The organism is Staphylococcus sp. T93, from assembly GCF_016743875.1.
GTDB lineage: Bacteria > Bacillota > Bacilli > Staphylococcales > Staphylococcaceae > Staphylococcus > Staphylococcus aureus.
This window is the reverse complement of the sequence record NZ_CP068247.1, coordinates 2,130,366-2,149,514: the sequence shown is the minus strand read 5'-3', so window position 1 is coordinate 2,149,514 and position 19,149 is coordinate 2,130,366. Positions and strand designations below refer to the sequence as shown.

12 protein-coding genes and 1 pseudogene are annotated in these 19,149 nt (G+C 34.8%); 10 read left to right on the top strand and 3 right to left on the bottom strand.

Annotated elements, in window-relative coordinates; genetic code table 11:
• Window positions 1-61 precede the first annotated feature (61 nt).
• The 3 genes from JG553_RS10620 (at window position 62) to JG553_RS10610 (ending at window position 1,731) form a co-directional block, all read left to right on the top strand.
• Window positions 62-562 (top strand): GNAT family N-acetyltransferase, encoded by a 501-nt coding sequence (locus tag JG553_RS10620; RefSeq protein WP_000244278.1) that lies wholly within the window; start codon window positions 62-64, stop codon window positions 560-562.
• Window positions 563-564: 2 nt separating this feature from the next.
• Entirely contained in the window at window positions 565-1,041 is a 477-nt protein-coding gene (locus JG553_RS10615) for a peptide-methionine (S)-S-oxide reductase (RefSeq protein ID WP_000301926.1), read from the top strand.
• Between the two features lie 78 nt (window positions 1,042-1,119).
• Window positions 1,120-1,731 carry a flavin reductase family protein gene (locus tag JG553_RS10610; RefSeq protein ID WP_000287917.1) on the top strand — a complete coding sequence of 204 codons (612 nt, stop codon included), beginning with the start codon at window positions 1,120-1,122 and terminating at the stop codon, window positions 1,729-1,731.
• Between the two features lie 84 nt (window positions 1,732-1,815).
• Here JG553_RS10610 and JG553_RS10605 read toward each other — a convergent pair whose 3' ends face one another.
• The 3 genes and pseudogenes from JG553_RS10605 to JG553_RS10595 form a co-directional block, all read right to left on the bottom strand.
• Window positions 1,816-2,175, bottom strand: coding sequence for a hypothetical protein (locus JG553_RS10605; protein ID WP_000603480.1), 360 nt, complete (start codon window positions 2,173-2,175; stop codon window positions 1,816-1,818).
• Between the two features lie 153 nt (window positions 2,176-2,328).
• Entirely contained in the window at window positions 2,329-2,631 is a 303-nt protein-coding gene (locus tag JG553_RS10600) for a hypothetical protein (protein WP_001260013.1), read from the bottom strand.
• Window positions 2,618-3,076: pseudogene (locus JG553_RS10595) on the bottom strand (hypothetical protein); the annotation flags it as partial. The pseudogene JG553_RS10595 and the gene JG553_RS10600, both read right to left, overlap by 14 nt.
• Before the next feature lie 235 nt (window positions 3,077-3,311).
• On the opposite strand from JG553_RS10595, the gene JG553_RS10590 reads away from it, so the two are divergent.
• The 7 genes from JG553_RS10590 (at window position 3,312) to secA2 (ending at window position 19,144) form a co-directional block, all read left to right on the top strand.
• A complete protein-coding gene (locus tag JG553_RS10590) occupies window positions 3,312-4,004 on the top strand; it encodes a flavin reductase family protein (protein WP_001109879.1) in 693 nt (230 codons plus the stop codon).
• 544 nt (window positions 4,005-4,548) lie between these two features.
• Window positions 4,549-11,364, top strand: a complete 6,816-nt coding sequence (gene sasA, locus JG553_RS10585) for a serine-rich repeat glycoprotein adhesin SasA (protein ID WP_000044533.1) — start codon at window positions 4,549-4,551, stop codon at window positions 11,362-11,364.
• Between the two features lie 129 nt (window positions 11,365-11,493).
• Window positions 11,494-12,705: an accessory Sec system protein translocase subunit SecY2 gene (gene secY2, locus JG553_RS10580; RefSeq protein WP_000916119.1), complete on the top strand. Its 1,212-nt coding sequence runs from the start codon at window positions 11,494-11,496 to the stop codon at window positions 12,703-12,705.
• 10 nt (window positions 12,706-12,715) lie between these two features.
• Window positions 12,716-14,269 (top strand): accessory Sec system protein Asp1, encoded by a 1,554-nt coding sequence (gene asp1, locus JG553_RS10575; protein ID WP_000873197.1) that lies wholly within the window; start codon window positions 12,716-12,718, stop codon window positions 14,267-14,269.
• A complete protein-coding gene (gene asp2, locus JG553_RS10570; RefSeq protein WP_001137474.1) occupies window positions 14,259-15,827 on the top strand; it encodes an accessory Sec system protein Asp2 in 1,569 nt (522 codons plus the stop codon). Before asp1 ends, asp2 begins: the two co-directional genes overlap by 11 nt.
• Entirely contained in the window at window positions 15,805-16,764 is a 960-nt protein-coding gene (gene asp3 / locus JG553_RS10565; RefSeq protein WP_000916742.1) for an accessory Sec system protein Asp3, read from the top strand. Before asp2 ends, asp3 begins: the two co-directional genes overlap by 23 nt.
• A complete protein-coding gene (gene secA2, locus JG553_RS10560; protein ID WP_000680947.1) occupies window positions 16,754-19,144 on the top strand; it encodes an accessory Sec system translocase SecA2 in 2,391 nt (796 codons plus the stop codon). The genes asp3 and secA2 overlap by 11 nt, the downstream gene beginning before the upstream one ends.
• Window positions 19,145-19,149 lie beyond the last annotated feature (5 nt).

The following is a 19,149-nucleotide window of genomic DNA, read 5'->3' as shown; positions in this document are numbered from 1 at the left end:
AAATAATGAATATAAAGATGAAGGTATTACTTTTGATATATAGGGCTAAGGAAGTGTTTTTATGGTATTAAGAAAAGTAATCATGCAGGACTTAGATCAAATTATTGCACTTGAAAATATTGGTTTTTCACCGGAAGAAGCTGCAACACGAGAGGCATTGAAATTGAGAATTGAACAAATTCAAGAAACTTTTATTGTAGCTGAAAAGAATGATGAAGTAATTGGATACATCAACGGTCCAGTCATAAAAGAGCGTTACATTAGCGATGATTTATTTAAAAATGTCTCCACAAATAATAGTGAAGGTGGCTATATTAGTGTGTTAGGTCTTGTTGTAGCACCAAATTATCAAGGTCAGGGTATTGCAGGTCGCTTACTAAACTATTTTGAAACTCTTGCTAAGAATCATCATCGACATGGTGTAACGTTAACATGTCGAGAATCATTAATTTCATTTTATGAAAAATATGGGTATCGTAATGAAGGTGTATCAGAATCATGTCATGGCGGTATTAAATGGTATAACCTTGTTAAAAATATAAAAAAGGATGATGAGGTGTAAATATGGCAGTTGTTTATGTAGCAGGAGGATGTTTATGGGGTGTTGAAGCATTTTTTGCAACAATACCTGGAATTATACATACAGAAGCAGGAAGAGCAAATGGAAGAAGCTCTAAATTAGACGGTCCGTATGATGGTTATGCTGAATGTGTCAAACTTCATTTCGATGATCGTATGTTAACAATTACAGACATTATGAATTATTTATTTGAAATCATTGATCCTTACAGTGTGAATCAACAAGGAAATGATATTGGACAAAAGTATCGAACGGGTTTATATAGTTGTGTAGATGACCACTTAATTGAAGCGCGTCAGTTCATTGAACGACGTAAAGACAGAGATCAAATTGCAGTGGAAGTCTTACCGCTGTCTAACTACATTAAAAGTGCTGAAGAACATCAGCAACATTTAGAAAAATATCCAGAAGATATGCATATGTGTCATATTTCAAAAGATTTGCTAAATAAATACAAGTGATTTTCAGAGGAGAATAGATGTTTAAATTAACCAAAATCGGAGAAATACCTAGATATACTTAGAAAAGAGGTAGGTATTATGTATACGTTTGATGCACAATCATTAACTGCTAGAGAAAACTATAAATTATTAATTGGTTCAATTATTCCACGACCTATAGCTTTTGTTACAACATTAAATCAAGATGCATCAGTAAATGCAGCACCATTTAGCTTTTTTAATATTGTTAATAATCATCCGCCAATGATTGCTATTGCAGTTCAACGTGCAGGAGGTAAGAGAAAAGATACTGCATTAAATATAGAACGGACTGGAGACTTTGTTGTGCATATTACAGACGAAGATAATGTTCAAGATATTAATGAGACTGCAGCGCCGTTAGCATATGGTGACAGTGAGTTGAGTCGTACAGAATTATCACTTTTAACATCTACAACGATTAAGACGCCAGGAATTAAAGATGCGAAAATGAGATTCGAATGTAAACTATCGCAAATGATATTGCTTGGAGATGTATTAGATGGGGCTGATTTAATAATAGGTGAAATTGTAACTTATCATATTGATGACAGTATTTATGAGGGTGATTTTAAAATCAATCCACACGCATTACAGGCTGTTTCTCGTTTAGCCGGAAATGATTATGCTAAATTAGGGGGAATATTTACGATAAAGAGACCAGAAAAATAATAAAACACATGCTATAGCGGTATACCGTTTATGAATTGAATCAAAAGTACACAGGTGCTAAAGTATGTGCTTCTAAAATGAAGACTATTTTTTATTACAAGAAAATGTATCTAGTAAACTTAAAGTAGCAAGACCTAATAAATTTAATGCATGTTGTGCACCTTTTTTACCTTGGCCAGCTTCGAAATGTTTGTAAGCAGCTACACTTAAAATGCCTATCGTTGATAGTGATGCAAGGCGAGAAATGTTTTTATTGATAAAGCTAGCTGAGTATAAAGCAGCAGTAGTTGCTTCTGCAATGCCGACGTATTTTACAAGTTCTTTTTGCAAGCCAAAAGTATGTTCAAACAGTTCAATCATACCCTTATCTTCTTGCAATTTAGGTTTACTGGCTTGGTATAGCTCTTTCGCAAGTTTTAAATTCGTTGCGTAACGCAAAATCATATTTAATTCCTCCCAATATTTGATTTTTTGTGAAAGATGATTACTTTATCATTTTTACCCGTTTCTATAAAAATGAATCAATTATGTAACGTATGTGTAGTTTAGGAATGTTTGCTATGGAAATATAATTCTGTTCACTCAAAATGTATGAAATTAATGTGTAGTTTTGTCGAGTTGCTCTTTTAATTTGGTTAGATTGTTTTTTAGAGAAGCGGTACTATTTTTAAGTGCATCAACAGATTTACCTTCGTTTTGAGACATTGAGTTTATTACAGCACGAAGTTCTGTTTCTAGTATGTCAGCGTCGCCTTTAGCATTAGAACTTAATACTTTAATATCTCTTAAAAGGCTATCTGATAGTAGTGCATTTTTGCCAGTCTCCAATTTCGAATTGTAATTCCAACCGCTACTTAACTCAATAGCATCTAAATCGGTTATATGATCATTTGTTCTCATCATACTTTCCTCCCTCGATGGAAATTACATTAGTATCCGATTTTAAACGGCCATTTCCATCTACCATTGACGGGGAAACATCATCTTTATAAAACTGTACAAATTTTGTGCTAGGATATGATTGCATAATGTCATTTATAGATTTTTGAAGGTTCCAAGCATAGTTTTTTACTGTTTCTCTATTTTTTTCTTTATCATAATAAGCAATGAACTCTGATTTCATATTTTTTTGTATTTGTGGATATTTGTTAATCAAAGATTGTAACTGTTGATTGAATGCATCACCTTTTAAGTGCATAACAGGTTTGAATTCTTTTTTGAACTTATCCAGATCATCGATACTATCTGTTCTGAAATTCAAGTATTGCCTTGTAACGCCGTTAAATTCTTGTTTTACTTGAAGTTTTTCGCTCATCGCATAATAGCTGTCTTTTTCAATTTCACTTTATTATTATAAACTAATCATGATTGAAGTAACTATAATTAATTAAATTTACAAAAGATATCATAAATATTAATTGTATAAATCCTTATCTGAATTTTTCGAATCAAGAACGCAAATTATAAGCAACCACGTCATATATAGTTTCTACTTATAAATAAATTGTTTATTTATATTAGACGCTTATGTAAAGAGGGCGTAACCTTAAATGTAATTACTTATAAGGGGTGAAGATAGTATGAATTATTCGCCAAAACAAGGTGTAAGAAGTCATGGTTTACCGCACGACCCATTTAAAAGTAGTACAGTACCACGTCCAATAGGGTGGATCTCTACTGTATCGAAAGATGGGAAAGATAATTTAGCGCCTTATAGTCAGTATCAAAACTTAACTTGGGATCCGCCTATGGTTATGTTCGCAGCAAATCAATCCGTTCTTGGTGATCACGAACGTAAAGATACAGTGAAAAATGCTGAAGAGACAGGTTGGTTTGTGTGGAATATGGCAACGTATGATTTAAGAGAAGCAGTTAATTTATCATCGAAAGCATTGCCACCAGAAGAGGATGAATTTAATTTTGCAGGTGTAACAAAGGAAAAATGTATAGAAGCTCCAGGATATCGTGTAAAAGAATCGCCAGTTCATTTTGAATGTGAGTACGTTCAAACGATTCGTATTCCAACTGGAGATCCAGTATCTACCGTAGATATTGTTATAGGAAGAGTTGCCCAAGTTCATATTGACGATAAGGTTATTCTTGATAATGGTAAATTGGACATTAAGTCGATTAAACCTATTGCCAGATTAGGATATTACGATTACACAGTAGTGAATGAGATATTTGAAATGAAAGCACCTGCAGCTTCTAAAGAAGAGTTAGCAGGTTTAGAAGGAAGAAATTTCGATAATCAATCAGATGAAAAGATATAAGTAATTTAATCATTTTAGTGAATTCAATGCATCCTTACTAAACATTCAACTTAGTAGCGATGCATTTTTTCGCTTTATAAATGAAAATGTTAAAGCAATATGTCGTGGTATTTATATTTTTAAAGAAGAATCTTTTAGAATTACACATATATTACACTAGGTTTATTGAAAAAATATTGGTATTACTTTAATATTAAAGATGTATTTTGCATATAATATTTATCGTTTAGTTGTAAATTAACTATTTATAAATAAAAGGTGGATGGTATAGATATATTAATACAATAATTATTTTAAAAACGAAACAATTATAATGATTAAACATAAAGCCAATTAGCCAAATTTATATAAAAAAAGATTATACGCATAAACGAGAAAAAGTAATTTTAAAAATATGAAAACGATTACATTTAGACGAATAAAAATGAATTTTTACAAATTTTAACAAAATGAGTATTTTTGTATCAAAAAAGAGTTGTATTAAATTGAATAGTGGCATATATTATAATCTAATGAATGTAAAGATAATACAAGGAGTTATTACATGAGTAAAAGACAGAAAGCATTTCATGACAGCTTAGCAAACGAAAAAACAAGAGTAAGACTTTATAAATCTGGAAAAAATTGGGTAAAATCCGGAATTAAAGAAATAGAAATGTTCAAAATTATGGGGCTACCATTTATTAGTCATAGTTTAGTGAGTCAAGATAATCAAAGCATTAGTAAAAAAATGACGGGATACGGACTGAAAACTACGGCGGTTATTGGTGGTGCATTCACGGTAAATATGTTGCATGACCAGCAAGCTTTTGCGGCTTCTGATGCACCATTAACTTCTGAATTAAACACACAAAGTGAAACAGTAGGTAATCAAAACTCAACGACAATCGAAGCATCAACATCAACAGCCGATTCCACAAGTGTAACGAAAAATAGTAGTTCGGTACAAACATCAAATAGTGACACAGTCTCAAGTGAAAAGTCTGAAAAGGTCACTTCGACAACTAATAGTACAAGCAATCAACAAGAGAAATTGACATCTACATCAGAATCAACATCCTCAAAGAATACTACATCAAGTTCTGATACTAAATCTGTAGCTTCAACTTCAAGTACAGAACAACCAATTAATACATCAACAAATCAAAGTACTGCATCAAATAACACTTCACAAAGCACAACGCCATCTTCGGTCAACTTAAACAAAACTAGCACAACGTCAACTAGCACCGCACCAGTAAAACTTCGAACTTTCAGTCGCTTAGCTATGTCAACATTTGCGTCAGCAGCGACGACAACCGCAGTAACTGCTAATACAATTACAGTTAATAAAGATAACTTAAAACAATATATGACAACGTCAGGTAATGCTACCTATGATCAAAGTACCGGTATTGTGACGTTAACACAGGATGCATACAGCCAAAAAGGTGCTATTACATTAGGAACACGTATTGACTCTAATAAGAGTTTTCATTTTTCTGGAAAAGTAAATTTAGGTAACAAATATGAAGGGCATGGAAATGGTGGAGATGGTATCGGTTTTGCCTTTTCACCAGGTGTATTAGGTGAAACAGGGTTAAACGGTGCCGCAGTAGGTATTGGTGGCTTAAGTAACGCATTTGGCTTCAAATTGGATACGTATCACAATACATCTAAACCAAATTCAGCTGCAAAGGCGAATGCTGACCCATCTAATGTAGCTGGTGGAGGTGCGTTTGGTGCATTTGTAACAACAGATAGTTATGGTGTTGCGACAACGTATACATCAAGTTCAACAGCTGATAATGCTGCGAAGTTAAATGTTCAACCTACAAATAACACGTTCCAAGATTTTGATATTAACTATAATGGTGATACAAAGGTTATGACTGTCAAATATGCAGGTCAAACATGGACACGTAATATTTCAGATTGGATTGCGAAAAGTGGTACGACCAACTTTTCATTATCAATGACAGCCTCAACAGGTGGCGCGACAAATTTACAACAAGTACAATTTGGAACATTCGAATATACAGAGTCTGCTGTTACACAAGTGAGATACGTTGATGTAACAACAGGTAAAGATATTATTCCACCAAAAACATATTCAGGAAATGTTGATCAAGTCGTGACAATCGATAATCAGCAATCTGCATTGACTGCTAAAGGATATAACTACACGTCCGTCGATAGTTCATATGCGTCAACTTATAATGATACAAATAAAACTGTAAAAATGACGAATGCTGGACAATCAGTGACATATTATTTTACTGATGTAAAAGCACCAACTGTAACTGTAGGCAATCAAACCATAGAAGTGGGTAAAACAATGAATCCTATTGTATTGACTACAACGGATAATGGTACTGGGACTGTGACAAATACAGTTACAGGATTACCAAGCGGATTAAGTTACGATAGTGCAACGAATTCAATCATTGGGACACCAACAAAAATTGGTCAATCAACAGTGACAGTTGTGTCTACTGACCAAGCAAATAACAAATCGACGACAACTTTTACAATAAATGTTGTGGATACGACAGCACCAACAGTGACACCAATAGGAGATCAATCATCAGAAGTGTATTCACCAATATCCCCGATTAAAATTGCTACGCAAGATAACAGTGGAAATGCGGTGACGAATACAGTGACTGGATTGCCATCCGGACTAACATTTGATAGTACAAATAATACTATTAGTGGTACACCAACAAACATTGGTACAAGTACTATATCAATCGTTTCTACAGATGCGAGCGGTAACAAAACGACGACAACTTTTAAATATGAAGTAACAAGAAATAGCATGAGTGATTCCGTATCAACATCAGGAAGTACACAACAATCTCAAAGTGTGTCAACAAGTAAAGCTGACTCACAAAGTGCATCAACGAGTACATCAGGATCGATTGTGGTATCTACATCAGCTAGTACCTCGAAATCGACAAGTGTAAGCCTATCTGATTCTGTGAGTGCATCTAAGTCATTAAGCACATCTGAAAGTAATAGTGTATCAAGCTCAACAAGCACAAGTTTAGTGAATTCACAAAGTGTATCATCAAGCATGTCGGATTCAGCTAGTAAATCAACATCATTAAGCGATTCTATTTCAAACTCTAGCAGTACTGAAAAATCCGAAAGTCTATCAACAAGTACATCTGATTCATTGCGTACATCAACATCACTCAGTGACTCATTAAGTATGAGTACATCAGGAAGCTTGTCTAAGTCACAAAGCTTATCAACGAGTATATCAGGGTCGTCTAGTACATCAGCATCATTAAGTGACAGTACATCGAATGCAATTAGTACATCAACATCATTGAGCGAGTCAGCTAGCACCTCGGACTCTATCAGTATTTCAAATAGCATAGCCAACTCTCAAAGTGCGTCAACAAGCAAATCAGATTCACAAAGTACATCAATATCATTAAGTACAAGTGATTCAAAATCGATGAGTACATCAGAATCATTGAGCGATTCGACGAGCACAAGTGGTTCTGTTTCTGGATCACTAAGCATAGCAGCATCACAAAGTGTCTCAACAAGTACATCAGACTCGATGAGTACTTCAGAGATAGTAAGTGACTCTATCAGTACAAGTGGGTCATTATCTGCATCAGACAGTAAATCAATGTCCGTAAGTAGTTCAATGAGCACGTCTCAGTCAGGTAGTACATCAGAATCATTAAGTGATTCACAAAGTACATCTGATTCTGATAGTAAGTCATTATCACAAAGTACTAGTCAATCAGGTTCAACAAGTACATCAACGTCGACAAGTGCTTCAGTACGTACTTCGGAATCACAAAGTACGTCTGGTTCAATGAGTGCAAGTCAATCCGATTCAATGAGCATATCAACGTCGTTTAGTGATTCAACGAGTGATAGCAAATCAGCATCAACTGCATCAAGTGAATCAATATCACAAAGTGCTTCTACGAGCACATCTGGTTCGGTAAGTACTTCGACATCGTTAAGTACAAGTAATTCAGAACGTACATCAACATCTATGAGTGATTCCACAAGCTTAAGTACATCAGAGTCTGATTCAATAAGTGAATCAACGTCAACGAGCGACTCTATAAGTGAAGCAATATCTGCTTCAGAGAGCACGTTTATATCATTAAGTGAATCAAATAGTACTAGCGATTCAGAATCACAAAGTGCATCTGCCTTTTTAAGTGAATCATTAAGTGAAAGTACGTCTGAATCAACATCAGAGTCAGTGAGTAGTTCGACAAGTGAGAGTACGTCATTATCAGACAGTACATCAGAATCTGGTAGCACATCAACATCATTAAGTAATTCAACAAGTGGTAGTACGTCCATTTCAACATCGACAAGTATCAGTGAATCAACGTCAACGTTTAAGAGCGAGAGTGTTTCAACATCACTGAGTATGTCAACGAGTACAAGTTTGTCTGACTCTACAAGTTTGTCAACATCATTAAGTGATTCCACAAGTGATAGTAAGTCTGATTCATTAAGTACATCAATGTCGACAAGTGATTCAATCAGTACAAGTAAATCTGATTCCATTAGTACATCCACATCATTAAGTGGTTCTACAAGTGAAAGTGAATCCGACTCAACATCATCAAGTGAAAGTAAATCCGATTCAACATCAATGAGCATAAGTATGTCTCAATCAACATCAGGAAGTACAAGTACGTCAACGAGTACAAGTTTGTCTGACTCAACGAGTACATCATTGTCACTAAGTGCCTCAATGAATCAAAGCGGAGTAGACTCAAACTCAGCAAGCCAAAGTGCCTCAAACTCAACAAGTACAAGCACGAGCGAATCCGATTCACAAAGCACATCATCATATACAAGTCAGTCAACAAGCCAAAGTGAATCCACATCGACATCAACGTCACTAAGCGATTCAACAAGTATATCTAAAAGTACGAGTCAATCAGGTTCGGTAAGCACATCAGCGTCATTAAGTGGTTCAGAGAGTGAATCTGATTCACAAAGTATCTCAACAAGTGCAAGTGAGTCAACATCAGAAAGTGCGTCAACATCACTCAGTGACTCAACAAGTACAAGTAACTCAGGATCAGCAAGTACGTCAACATCGCTCAGTAACTCAGCAAGCGCAAGTGAATCCGATTTGTCGTCAACATCTTTAAGTGATTCAACATCTGCGTCAATGCAAAGCAGTGAATCCGATTCACAAAGCACATCAGCATCATTAAGTGATTCGCTAAGTACATCAACTTCAAACCGCATGTCGACCATTGCAAGTTTATCTACATCGGTAAGTACATCAGAGTCTGGCTCAACATCAGAAAGTACAAGTGAATCCGATTCAACATCAACATCATTAAGCGATTCACAAAGCACATCAAGAAGTACAAGTGCATCAGGATCAGCAAGTACATCAACATCAACAAGTGACTCTCGTAGTACATCAGCTTCAACTAGTACTTCGATGCGTACAAGTACTAGTGATTCACAAAGTATGTCGCTTTCGACAAGTACATCAACAAGTATGAGTGATTCAACGTCATTATCTGATAGTGTTAGTGATTCAACATCAGACTCAACAAGTGCGAGTACATCTGGTTCGATGAGTGTGTCTATATCGTTAAGTGATTCGACAAGTACATCAACATCGGCTAGTGAAGTAATGAGCGCAAGCATATCTGATTCACAAAGTATGTCAGAATCTGTAAATGATTCAGAAAGTGTAAGTGAATCTAATTCTGAAAGTGACTCTAAATCGATGAGTGGCTCAACAAGTGTCAGTGATTCTGGCTCATTGAGCGTCTCAACGTCATTAAGAAAATCAGAAAGTGTAAGCGAGTCAAGTTCATTGAGTTGCTCACAATCGATGAGCGATTCAGTAAGCACAAGCGATTCGTCATCATTAAGTGTATCGACGTCACTAAGAAGTTCAGAAAGCGTGAGTGAATCTGATTCATTAAGTGATTCAAAATCAACAAGTGGTTCGACTTCAACAAGTACATCTGGTTCATTGAGTACCTCAACATCATTAAGTGGTTCAGAAAGCGTAAGCGAGTCTACCTCGCTAAGTGATTCAATATCAATGAGTGATTCTACTAGTACAAGTGACTCCGACTCATTAAGTGGATCAATATCTTTAAGTGGTTCCACAAGTCTTAGCACTTCGGATTCATTAAGTGATTCAAAATCATTGAGTAGCTCGCAAAGTATGAGTGGATCAGAATCAACGTCAACAAGTGTGAGCGATTCGCAGTCAAGCTCAACAAGTAATAGTCAATTTGACTCTATGAGCATCAGTGCATCAGAAAGCGACTCAATGTCTACAAGTGATTCGTCTAGCATCAGTGGATCAAATTCAACGAGTACATCACTTTCAACATCTGACTCAATGAGCGGAAGCGTATCAGTTTCAACATCGACAAGTTTAAGTGACTCAATATCAGGTTCAACAAGTGTAAGTGACTCGAGCTCAACAAGCACATCTACATCATTAAGTGATTCAATGTCACAAAGCCAGTCAACAAGTACAAGTGCATCTGGTTCCTTAAGTACATCGATATCAACATCAATGTCAATGAGTGCTAGTACATCGTCATCACAAAGCACATCGGTGTCGACATCATTATCAACATCAGACAGTATCAGTGATTCTACTTCAATAAGTATCAGTGGTTCACAAAGTACAGTAGAATCAGAATCTACAAGTGATTCAACTTCTATCAGTGACTCAGAATCATTGAGTACATCAGATTCAGACTCGACATCGACAAGTACATCGGACTCAACAAGTGGTTCAACTTCAACAAGCATATCTGAATCATTAAGTACGTCTGGTTCAGGTTCAACGAGCGTATCTGACTCAACATCAATGAGTGAATCTAATTCATCGAGTGTTTCAATGTCACAAGACAAATCCGACTCAACATCAATTAGTGACTCAGAATCAGTGTCAACAAGCACATCAACGTCATTGAGCACATCCGATTCGACAAGCACATCCGAATCACTGAGTACATCTATGTCTGGTTCACAAAGCATTTCTGACTCAACATCAACAAGTATGTCCGGCTCAACAAGTACATCTGAATCTAACTCAATGCATCCGTCAGACTCAATGAGTATGCATCATACTCACAGCACGAGCACATCTCGCTTATCAAGTGAAGCAACAACGAGCACGAGTGAATCTCAGTCTACATTAAGTGCAACATCTGAAGTGACTAAACATAATGGCACACCAGCACAAAGTGAAAAAAGATTGCCAGATACAGGTGACTCAATAAAACAAAATGGATTACTAGGTGGCGTTATGACATTATTAGTTGGTTTAGGTTTAATGAAGAGAAAGAAAAAGAAAGATGAAAATGATCAAGATGATTCTCAAGCATAAATTGAATTTATAGCTGGCTAAAATTAAAAAGACTGAGGCACCAATCACTAGAAAAATCGATATAGGATTTTAATAATTAGTGATGAACCCTTAGTCTTTTTAATGTTTTTGATATAAAAGAGGTGCAACATGTTAAAACTTTTACAACAATACGAATATAAAATTATATATAAACGTATGCTATACACATGTTTTATCTTGTTTATTTATATATTAGGCACAAACATTTCCATCGTTTCCTATAACGATATGCAAGTAAAACATGAGTCATTTTTTAAAATAGCTATTTCTAATATGGGTGGAGACGTTAATACTTTAAACATTTTCACTTTAGGATTAGGTCCGTGGTTAACATCAATGATTATCTTGATGCTGATTTCTTATCGGAATATGGATAAATACATGAAACAAACAAGTCTTGAGAAGCATTATAAAGAGCGCATCTTAACATTAATTTTAAGTGTTATTCAAAGTTATTTTGTGATTCATGAATATGTTTCGAAAGAACGTGTTCATCAAGACAATATTTACTTAACAATATTGATTTTGGTTACTGGAACGATGTTATTAGTTTGGTTAGCTGACAAAAATAGTCGCTACGGCATCGCAGGACCAATGCCGATTGTAATGGTTAGTATTATTAAATCAATGATGCATCAAAAAATGGAATATATAGATGCAAGTCATATTGTGATTGCGTTGTTAATCATCCTTGTGATAATCACATTGTTTATCTTATTATTTATTGAATTAGTAGAAGTGAGAATACCATATATCGATTTAATGAACGTTTCCGCAACAAATATGAAATCTTATTTATCTTGGAAAGTTAACCCTGCAGGCAGTATTACTTTAATGATGAGTATTTCAGCTTTTGTTTTCTTAAAAAGTGGCATTCATTTTATTTTATCTATGTTTAATAAAAGCATATCAGATGACATGCCAATGCTGACATTTGATAGTCCAGTAGGTATTTCAGTATATTTAGTGATTCAAATGTTATTGGGTTATTTTTTATCGAGATTTTTAATCAATACTAAACAAAAATCCAAAGATTTCTTAAAGAGTGGCAATTATTTTTCAGGAGTTAAACCTGGTAAGGATACAGAACGTTATTTAAATTATCAAGCACGACGCGTATGTTGGTTTGGATTGGCATTAGTTACAGTCATTATTGGTATACCGCTTTATTTCACATTGTTTGTACCGCATTTATCTACTGAAATTTATTTCTCAGTACAACTGATTGTATTAGTTTACATCAGTATTAATATTGCAGAAACAATTCGTACATATTTATATTTTGATAAATATAAGCCATTTTTAAACCAGTATTGGTAAGGAGGTAATTATGAAATACTTTATTCCAGCTTGGTACGATGACCAACGATGGTGGCAAGACACGACTGTGCCGTATTATCAACTACAAAATAAGACGGAATTTGACGATATGATTAGTTTAATGGGAATGCACCTTGAAAATGACTTAGATTATCAACTGATTGTTCTCAATCATGCACCAAATTTAAGAACATTTTTACATCGATATGACTTATATGAGACAAAGTATTCGTCTGTGTTTGATGAAATTCAAGGATTCAGTCACCATGCGCCACAAGCGATTAATTATCATCACTTAAAATGGCCGGATGATGTTGAGTTTGTGTACACACCGTATTTATTAAAATGTGTGACGAGTGAACAGACCTATACAAATATTTATTTTAGTCAAGAAGGGTATTCAATTTGGTTTGAAGAATTTGAAAGAGATCAGTTACAACGGCGTTATATTTTTGATGACAGAGGTTATTTATCAGCGATACGTTATTTTGATGATCAGGGAGAGGCTTCTTACCAAGAATATTTAACGATTAATGGAGATTGTGTACTTCATGAAGATTTGAAAAATGGCAGAGTCACTGTTTCAAAAAGATATCAACATCACTATCAACAAACAGAATATAACAATATGGCTCAACTAATTGAAGAAAAATTTCAAGCAATGATTGCACAACAAATACATGAAGATGATCATGTGATTGTGGCTTCAGATGCTAGGCACAATCGACAAATAGCCAATCATATTCCAGCGAAATCATTAAGTTATTCATTTTTTAAAAATAGAAATGAAACTGTGTCAGATGAGGAATATCAATCTATCGTAAAGAATGCCCATTTAATTGTTGATAGTGTGCAACTAGAACGTGATTTAATTAGTCATCAAGAGAAGTATCAGCGGGAGAATACAATGATTCGAATCACACCATTTGAAACGAGACAATCACCTAATATAAGTAGTCAATTGATGGAAACATTTATAGGTGTATGGATAGATGGTATGAGTGACGCTGATTTGCAACAAATGATGCAACGACTTGTGGATTATATCGCACAGGAAGATTATTACCGTTTAATTTTATTATCGCGCCATCAAAATGACATACCGATGTGGCTTCGTGAATGTATTACGTCGGTAAATGAGGAATACCAAGCTAAACAGAATGCGGATGTTAATGTTTCAGCATTAATGACACCTGAAGATCAAGATGACATCATTGCTGTTAAGACGATACATGCTGAACATGATGTTGTAGAAGCATTGCGGACGTTGCGACTTGTGATAGATATGTCAAAAGAACCTGACTTGTATTTACAAATTAGTGCAATTAGCGCTGGGATTCCACAAATTAATGGTCAACAAACAGATTACGTCTCTGATTATGACAATGGCCGTATTATAAATACAGTTGATGAATTAGATGATGCGTTAAATTATTATTTATTTTATTTGAAAAATTGGAATTATGCGTACGCCTATTCTTTAAAATTAATAGATGCATATGCTTCTAAGAATATTATTAATCAGCTCGATGAGTTAATAGAAGGTGAAAATGATGCCACGTAAATTTAGAGTTTTGCAAATTGGAGGAGACGATTTAGAACCTATTTTTCAACACAAAAAAGGTGTGAGTTGGGATTACTTCGATATTGGATTGTTTGAATTTGATAGTGGTTATGTAGAGGCTATTGAAGCGATTGTTGAAGCAGAAGGGCGCTTTGATTTTATCTATATTCAAGCACCATACTCGGAGACATTAACGAATTTATTACAAATGATAAGCGAACCATACAATACGTATGTTGATGAATCATTTTGGTCAGTTGAATATGAACAAGACGAAAATGTCCAAAAATACGTTGTTCAACCATTACATTACCGGAATATTGAAGAACGTAATAATAAATTAGAGGCAGTTAGCTTCTCAGGACAGTATGGAGATAAGGTTTCTCCTAAGTTAGCACTTGTGCATCCGAATTTTAAAGGAGATGTCGTTTACCAAGGTAATTCAGAGCTCACATTGAGTGGAGAATTTGGGAAAGAATTTAAACCTATCGCATCTTGGCAAAATAATCTCGTTTACGATAAAGATAAAGTCATTCAAATATGGCCAGAATTTGATATTGATGGTGCGGTCGAGTTGCAATATACATTTAGATTGATTCAGACTGGCGCTGATGGTGCATTAATTGAACAAATCGTATTGACTGATGATATGTTAGACAGTCCTTTAGAGATACCTGCGAAACCATTTGATGCTTATATAAGTGTAACTGTTAAGGCGCGTGGGAACGGGACGGTACATTTAGGACCTATACACAAACGATGGTCTAGATTAGACATGGGTCAATTTTTACTTGGTGGTAGTCGTTTCGTAGATAGTCAACGACAGGAATTTATTTATTATTTCCACCCTGGTGATATGAAACCGCCACTAAACGTATATTTTAGTGGTTATCGAACAGCGGAAGGTTTCGAAGGATATTATATGATGAAACGTATGAATGCACCGTTTTTACTTATCGGCGATCCTCGTGTTGAAGGTGGTAGTTTTTATATCGGTTCATCTGAATATGAACAAGGTATTATCAATGTTATTGACGAGACATTAGAAAAGCTGAATTTTAAATCACATGAATTAATATTATCTGGTTTATCTATGGGTTCATTTGGTGCCTTGTATTATGGTGCTCAGTTAAATCCTCAGGCAATTATTGTTGGTAAACCACTTGTTAATATTGGAACGATTGCTGAACATATGCGATTACTTAGACCAGAAGAGTTCGGTACAGCATTAGACGTCCTGGTGTCTAATGAAGGTGATACATCTCAAGCGTCGATACAGGCATTAAATCAAAAATTTTGGCAAACATTTCAAAAGAAATCATTGTCACAAACTGTTTTTGCCATAGCATATATGCAACATGATGATTATGATCCACATGCATTTCAAGAGCTATTACCTGTATTGACAGCACACCAAGCAAGAGTGATGAATCGCAGTATTCCTGGGCGACATAATGATGATTCACCTACCATTGCAAGTTGGTTTGTTAATTTTTACAACATTATTTTGGAAGACAAGTTTGGGAGAGTTCAACATGCTGAAAAACAAAACATTTAAAGTTACTTGGAATTATATTTCACAAACTACATTTATGTATGGCTCTAAAGTATCATTTTCAAATGGTGAAGTGACTTTTATAAATCCTTTGATGCCCTCTGGATTACCGATTCATGAGTGGTTGATGTTAAAGCAATTTTCAAAATATAAAAGTGCGCCAAGTTTACCAATTTTGCGTAGAGGACAGCATTATAAATTGCATTTTGATTTTGATGCAACGCCTGCTGGTTCAGTGTATTTTATCATCATTTTTTATAATAAAAATGGCACAAAACTAAGTACTGAGATTGTAAAGTCAAATAGTATTACGATTCAATATCCTGATGAAGCCTATGCTTATAAAATAAAAATGATGAATGCAGCATCGACGAGTCTTATATTTAGATGTTTAACAATCACAGAGATGACGCATCAATATGATTTAGAGTATAAAAGCATGCGGGTGACGAAGATAGGCGATGACCAATATGGAAATGATATGATCAATGTCATTATTGCAGAACCATCTGACACCTATCCAACTATTTCGAATGATTTTTTGAAACTGTTTGGTCATGTTTGGCTCGTTGAACGTTGGATGGACGACAATATCGAGGGAAATATTAAGCAACTAAAGAATGATTTGCAAAGTCAAGATACCCTAAAGGCTATTAATTTGATTAGTTATGGGTCAAAGTCAAATGTTTTTGCAACTTATGTCGCTCAGCATTTGGGTTGCAAAGTGTATCGTACAAGCCATGAAGATGATGATTTAAAAGGATGGCTTACAGAACATGTCCCAGGAAATCATGAACTAAAAGATACAAATGTCGAGGTTTATTTTAAAGAAGAGCAAGACAAACATCTAAATTATATGTCACGTTTAATGAATCCAGTACGATTTTTAGATTACTTAGATGTATCGAAACTGAATGGTGGGGAAGTAAATGAAACATAAACTAGATGTTACGATAAACGAATTAAGACTAAAGTCGATTAGAAAAATAGTGAAACGCATCAATACATGGAGCGATGAAGTTAAATCATATTCTGATGATGCGTTAAAACAAAAGACAATAGAATTTAAAGAACGTTTAGCATCAGGAGTTGATACACTAGATACATTGTTACCTGAAGCTTATGCAGTGGCACGTGAAGCGAGCTGGAGAGTATTAGGTATGTATCCTAAAGAAGTTCAGTTAATCGGAGCGATTGTATTGCATGAAGGTAACATTGCGGAGATGCAAACAGGCGAAGGTAAAACATTAACGGCAACGATGCCTTTATATTTAAATGCTCTTTCGGGAAAAGGAACATATTTAATTACAACGAATGATTATTTAGCGAAGCGAGATTTTGAAGAGATGCAACCATTATATGAATGGTTAGGTTTAACTGCTTCATTAGGTTTTGTTGATATTGTGGATTATGAGTATCAAAAAGGGGAAAAACGTAATATATATGAACATGATATTATATATACAACTAATGGACGTCTCGGTTTTGATTATTTAATTGATAATTTGGCTGATAGTGCGGAAGGGAAATTTTTACCACAATTAAATTACGGTATTATTGATGAAGTGGATTCAATCATTTTAGATGCTGCTCAAACACCATTAGTTATTTCGGGTGCACCAAGATTACAATCAAATCTATTTCATATTGTGAAAGAGTTTGTAGATACATTGATTGAAGACGTGCATTTTAAAATGAAGAAGACCAAAAAAGAAATATGGCTGTTAAATCAAGGTATTGAAGCGGCACAATCATACTTTAATGTTGAAGATTTATATAGCGAACAAGCGATGGTCCTAGTGCGTAATATTAATTTAGCACTGCGCGCACAATATTTGTTTGAATCTAATGTCGATTACTTTGTATATAATGGTGATATTGTTTTAATTGACCGTATTACAGGTCGTATGTTACCGGGAACTAAGTTGCAAGCTGGACTTCACCAAGCTATTGAAGCGAAAGAAGGTATGGAGGTTTCAACAGATAAAAGTGTTATGGCAACAATTACCTTCCAGAATTTATTTAAACTTTTTGAATCATTTTCAGGTATGACAGCTACAGGAAAATTAGGCGAATCAGAGTTCTTTGATTTGTATTCAAAAATAGTCGTACAAGTACCAACTGATAAAGCGATTCAACGTATCGATGAACCAGATAAAGTGTTTCGTTCAGTTGATGAGAAAAACATCGCGATGATTCATGATATAGTTGAACTTCATGAAACGGGGCGACCGGTTTTACTCATAACGAGAACTGCTGAAGCGGCTGAATACTTTTCGAAAGTATTATTCCAAATGGATATTCCTAATAATTTACTCATTGCGCAAAATGTTGCAAAAGAAGCGCAGATGATAGCTGAAGCAGGGCAAATTGGTTCCATGACTGTTGCGACTAGTATGGCAGGTCGAGGCACAGATATTAAACTTGGTGAAGGTGTCGAAGCATTAGGTGGATTAGCTGTTATTATTCATGAACATATGGAAAATAGCCGTGTAGACAGGCAATTACGTGGTCGTTCTGGTAGACAAGGGGATCCGGGATCATCTTGTATATATATTTCACTAGATGATTATTTAGTTAAGCGATGGAGCGATAGTAATTTAGCGGAAAATAATCAATTATATTCATTAGATGCACAACGATTATCGCAAAGTAATTTGTTTAATCGCAAAGTTAAGCAAATTGTAGTTAAAGCGCAGCGTATCTCGGAAGAACAAGGGGTTAAAGCTCGTGAAATGGCTAATGAATTTGAAAAAAGCATTAGTATACAGCGAGATCTTGTATACGAGGAACGCAATCGAGTTTTAGAAATAGATGATGCTGAGAATCAAGATTTTAAAGCGTTAGCTAAAGATGTATTTGAAATGTTTGTAAATGAGGAAAAGGTGCTAACAAAATCGCGTGTTGTCGAGTATATTTATCAAAATTTAAGTTTCCAATTTAATAAAGATGTGGCTTGTGTTAATTTTAAAGATAAGCAAGCAGTAGTGACATTTTTATTAGAGCAATTTGAAAAGCAATTAGCTTTGAATCGTAAAAACATGCAAAGTGCATATTATTATAATATTTTCGTTCAAAAAGTCTTTTTGAAAGCAATTGATTCATGTTGGTTAGAACAAGTCGACTATTTACAACAATTAAAAGCAAGCGTTAATCAACGACAAAATGGGCAACGTAACGCTATTTTTGAATACCATAGAGTTGCCTTAGATTCATTTGAAGTTATGACACGAAATATCAAAAAAAGAATGGTGAAAAATATTTGTCAAAGCATGATTACATTTGATAAAGAGGGTATGCCAGTTATACATTTTCCATAAATGAA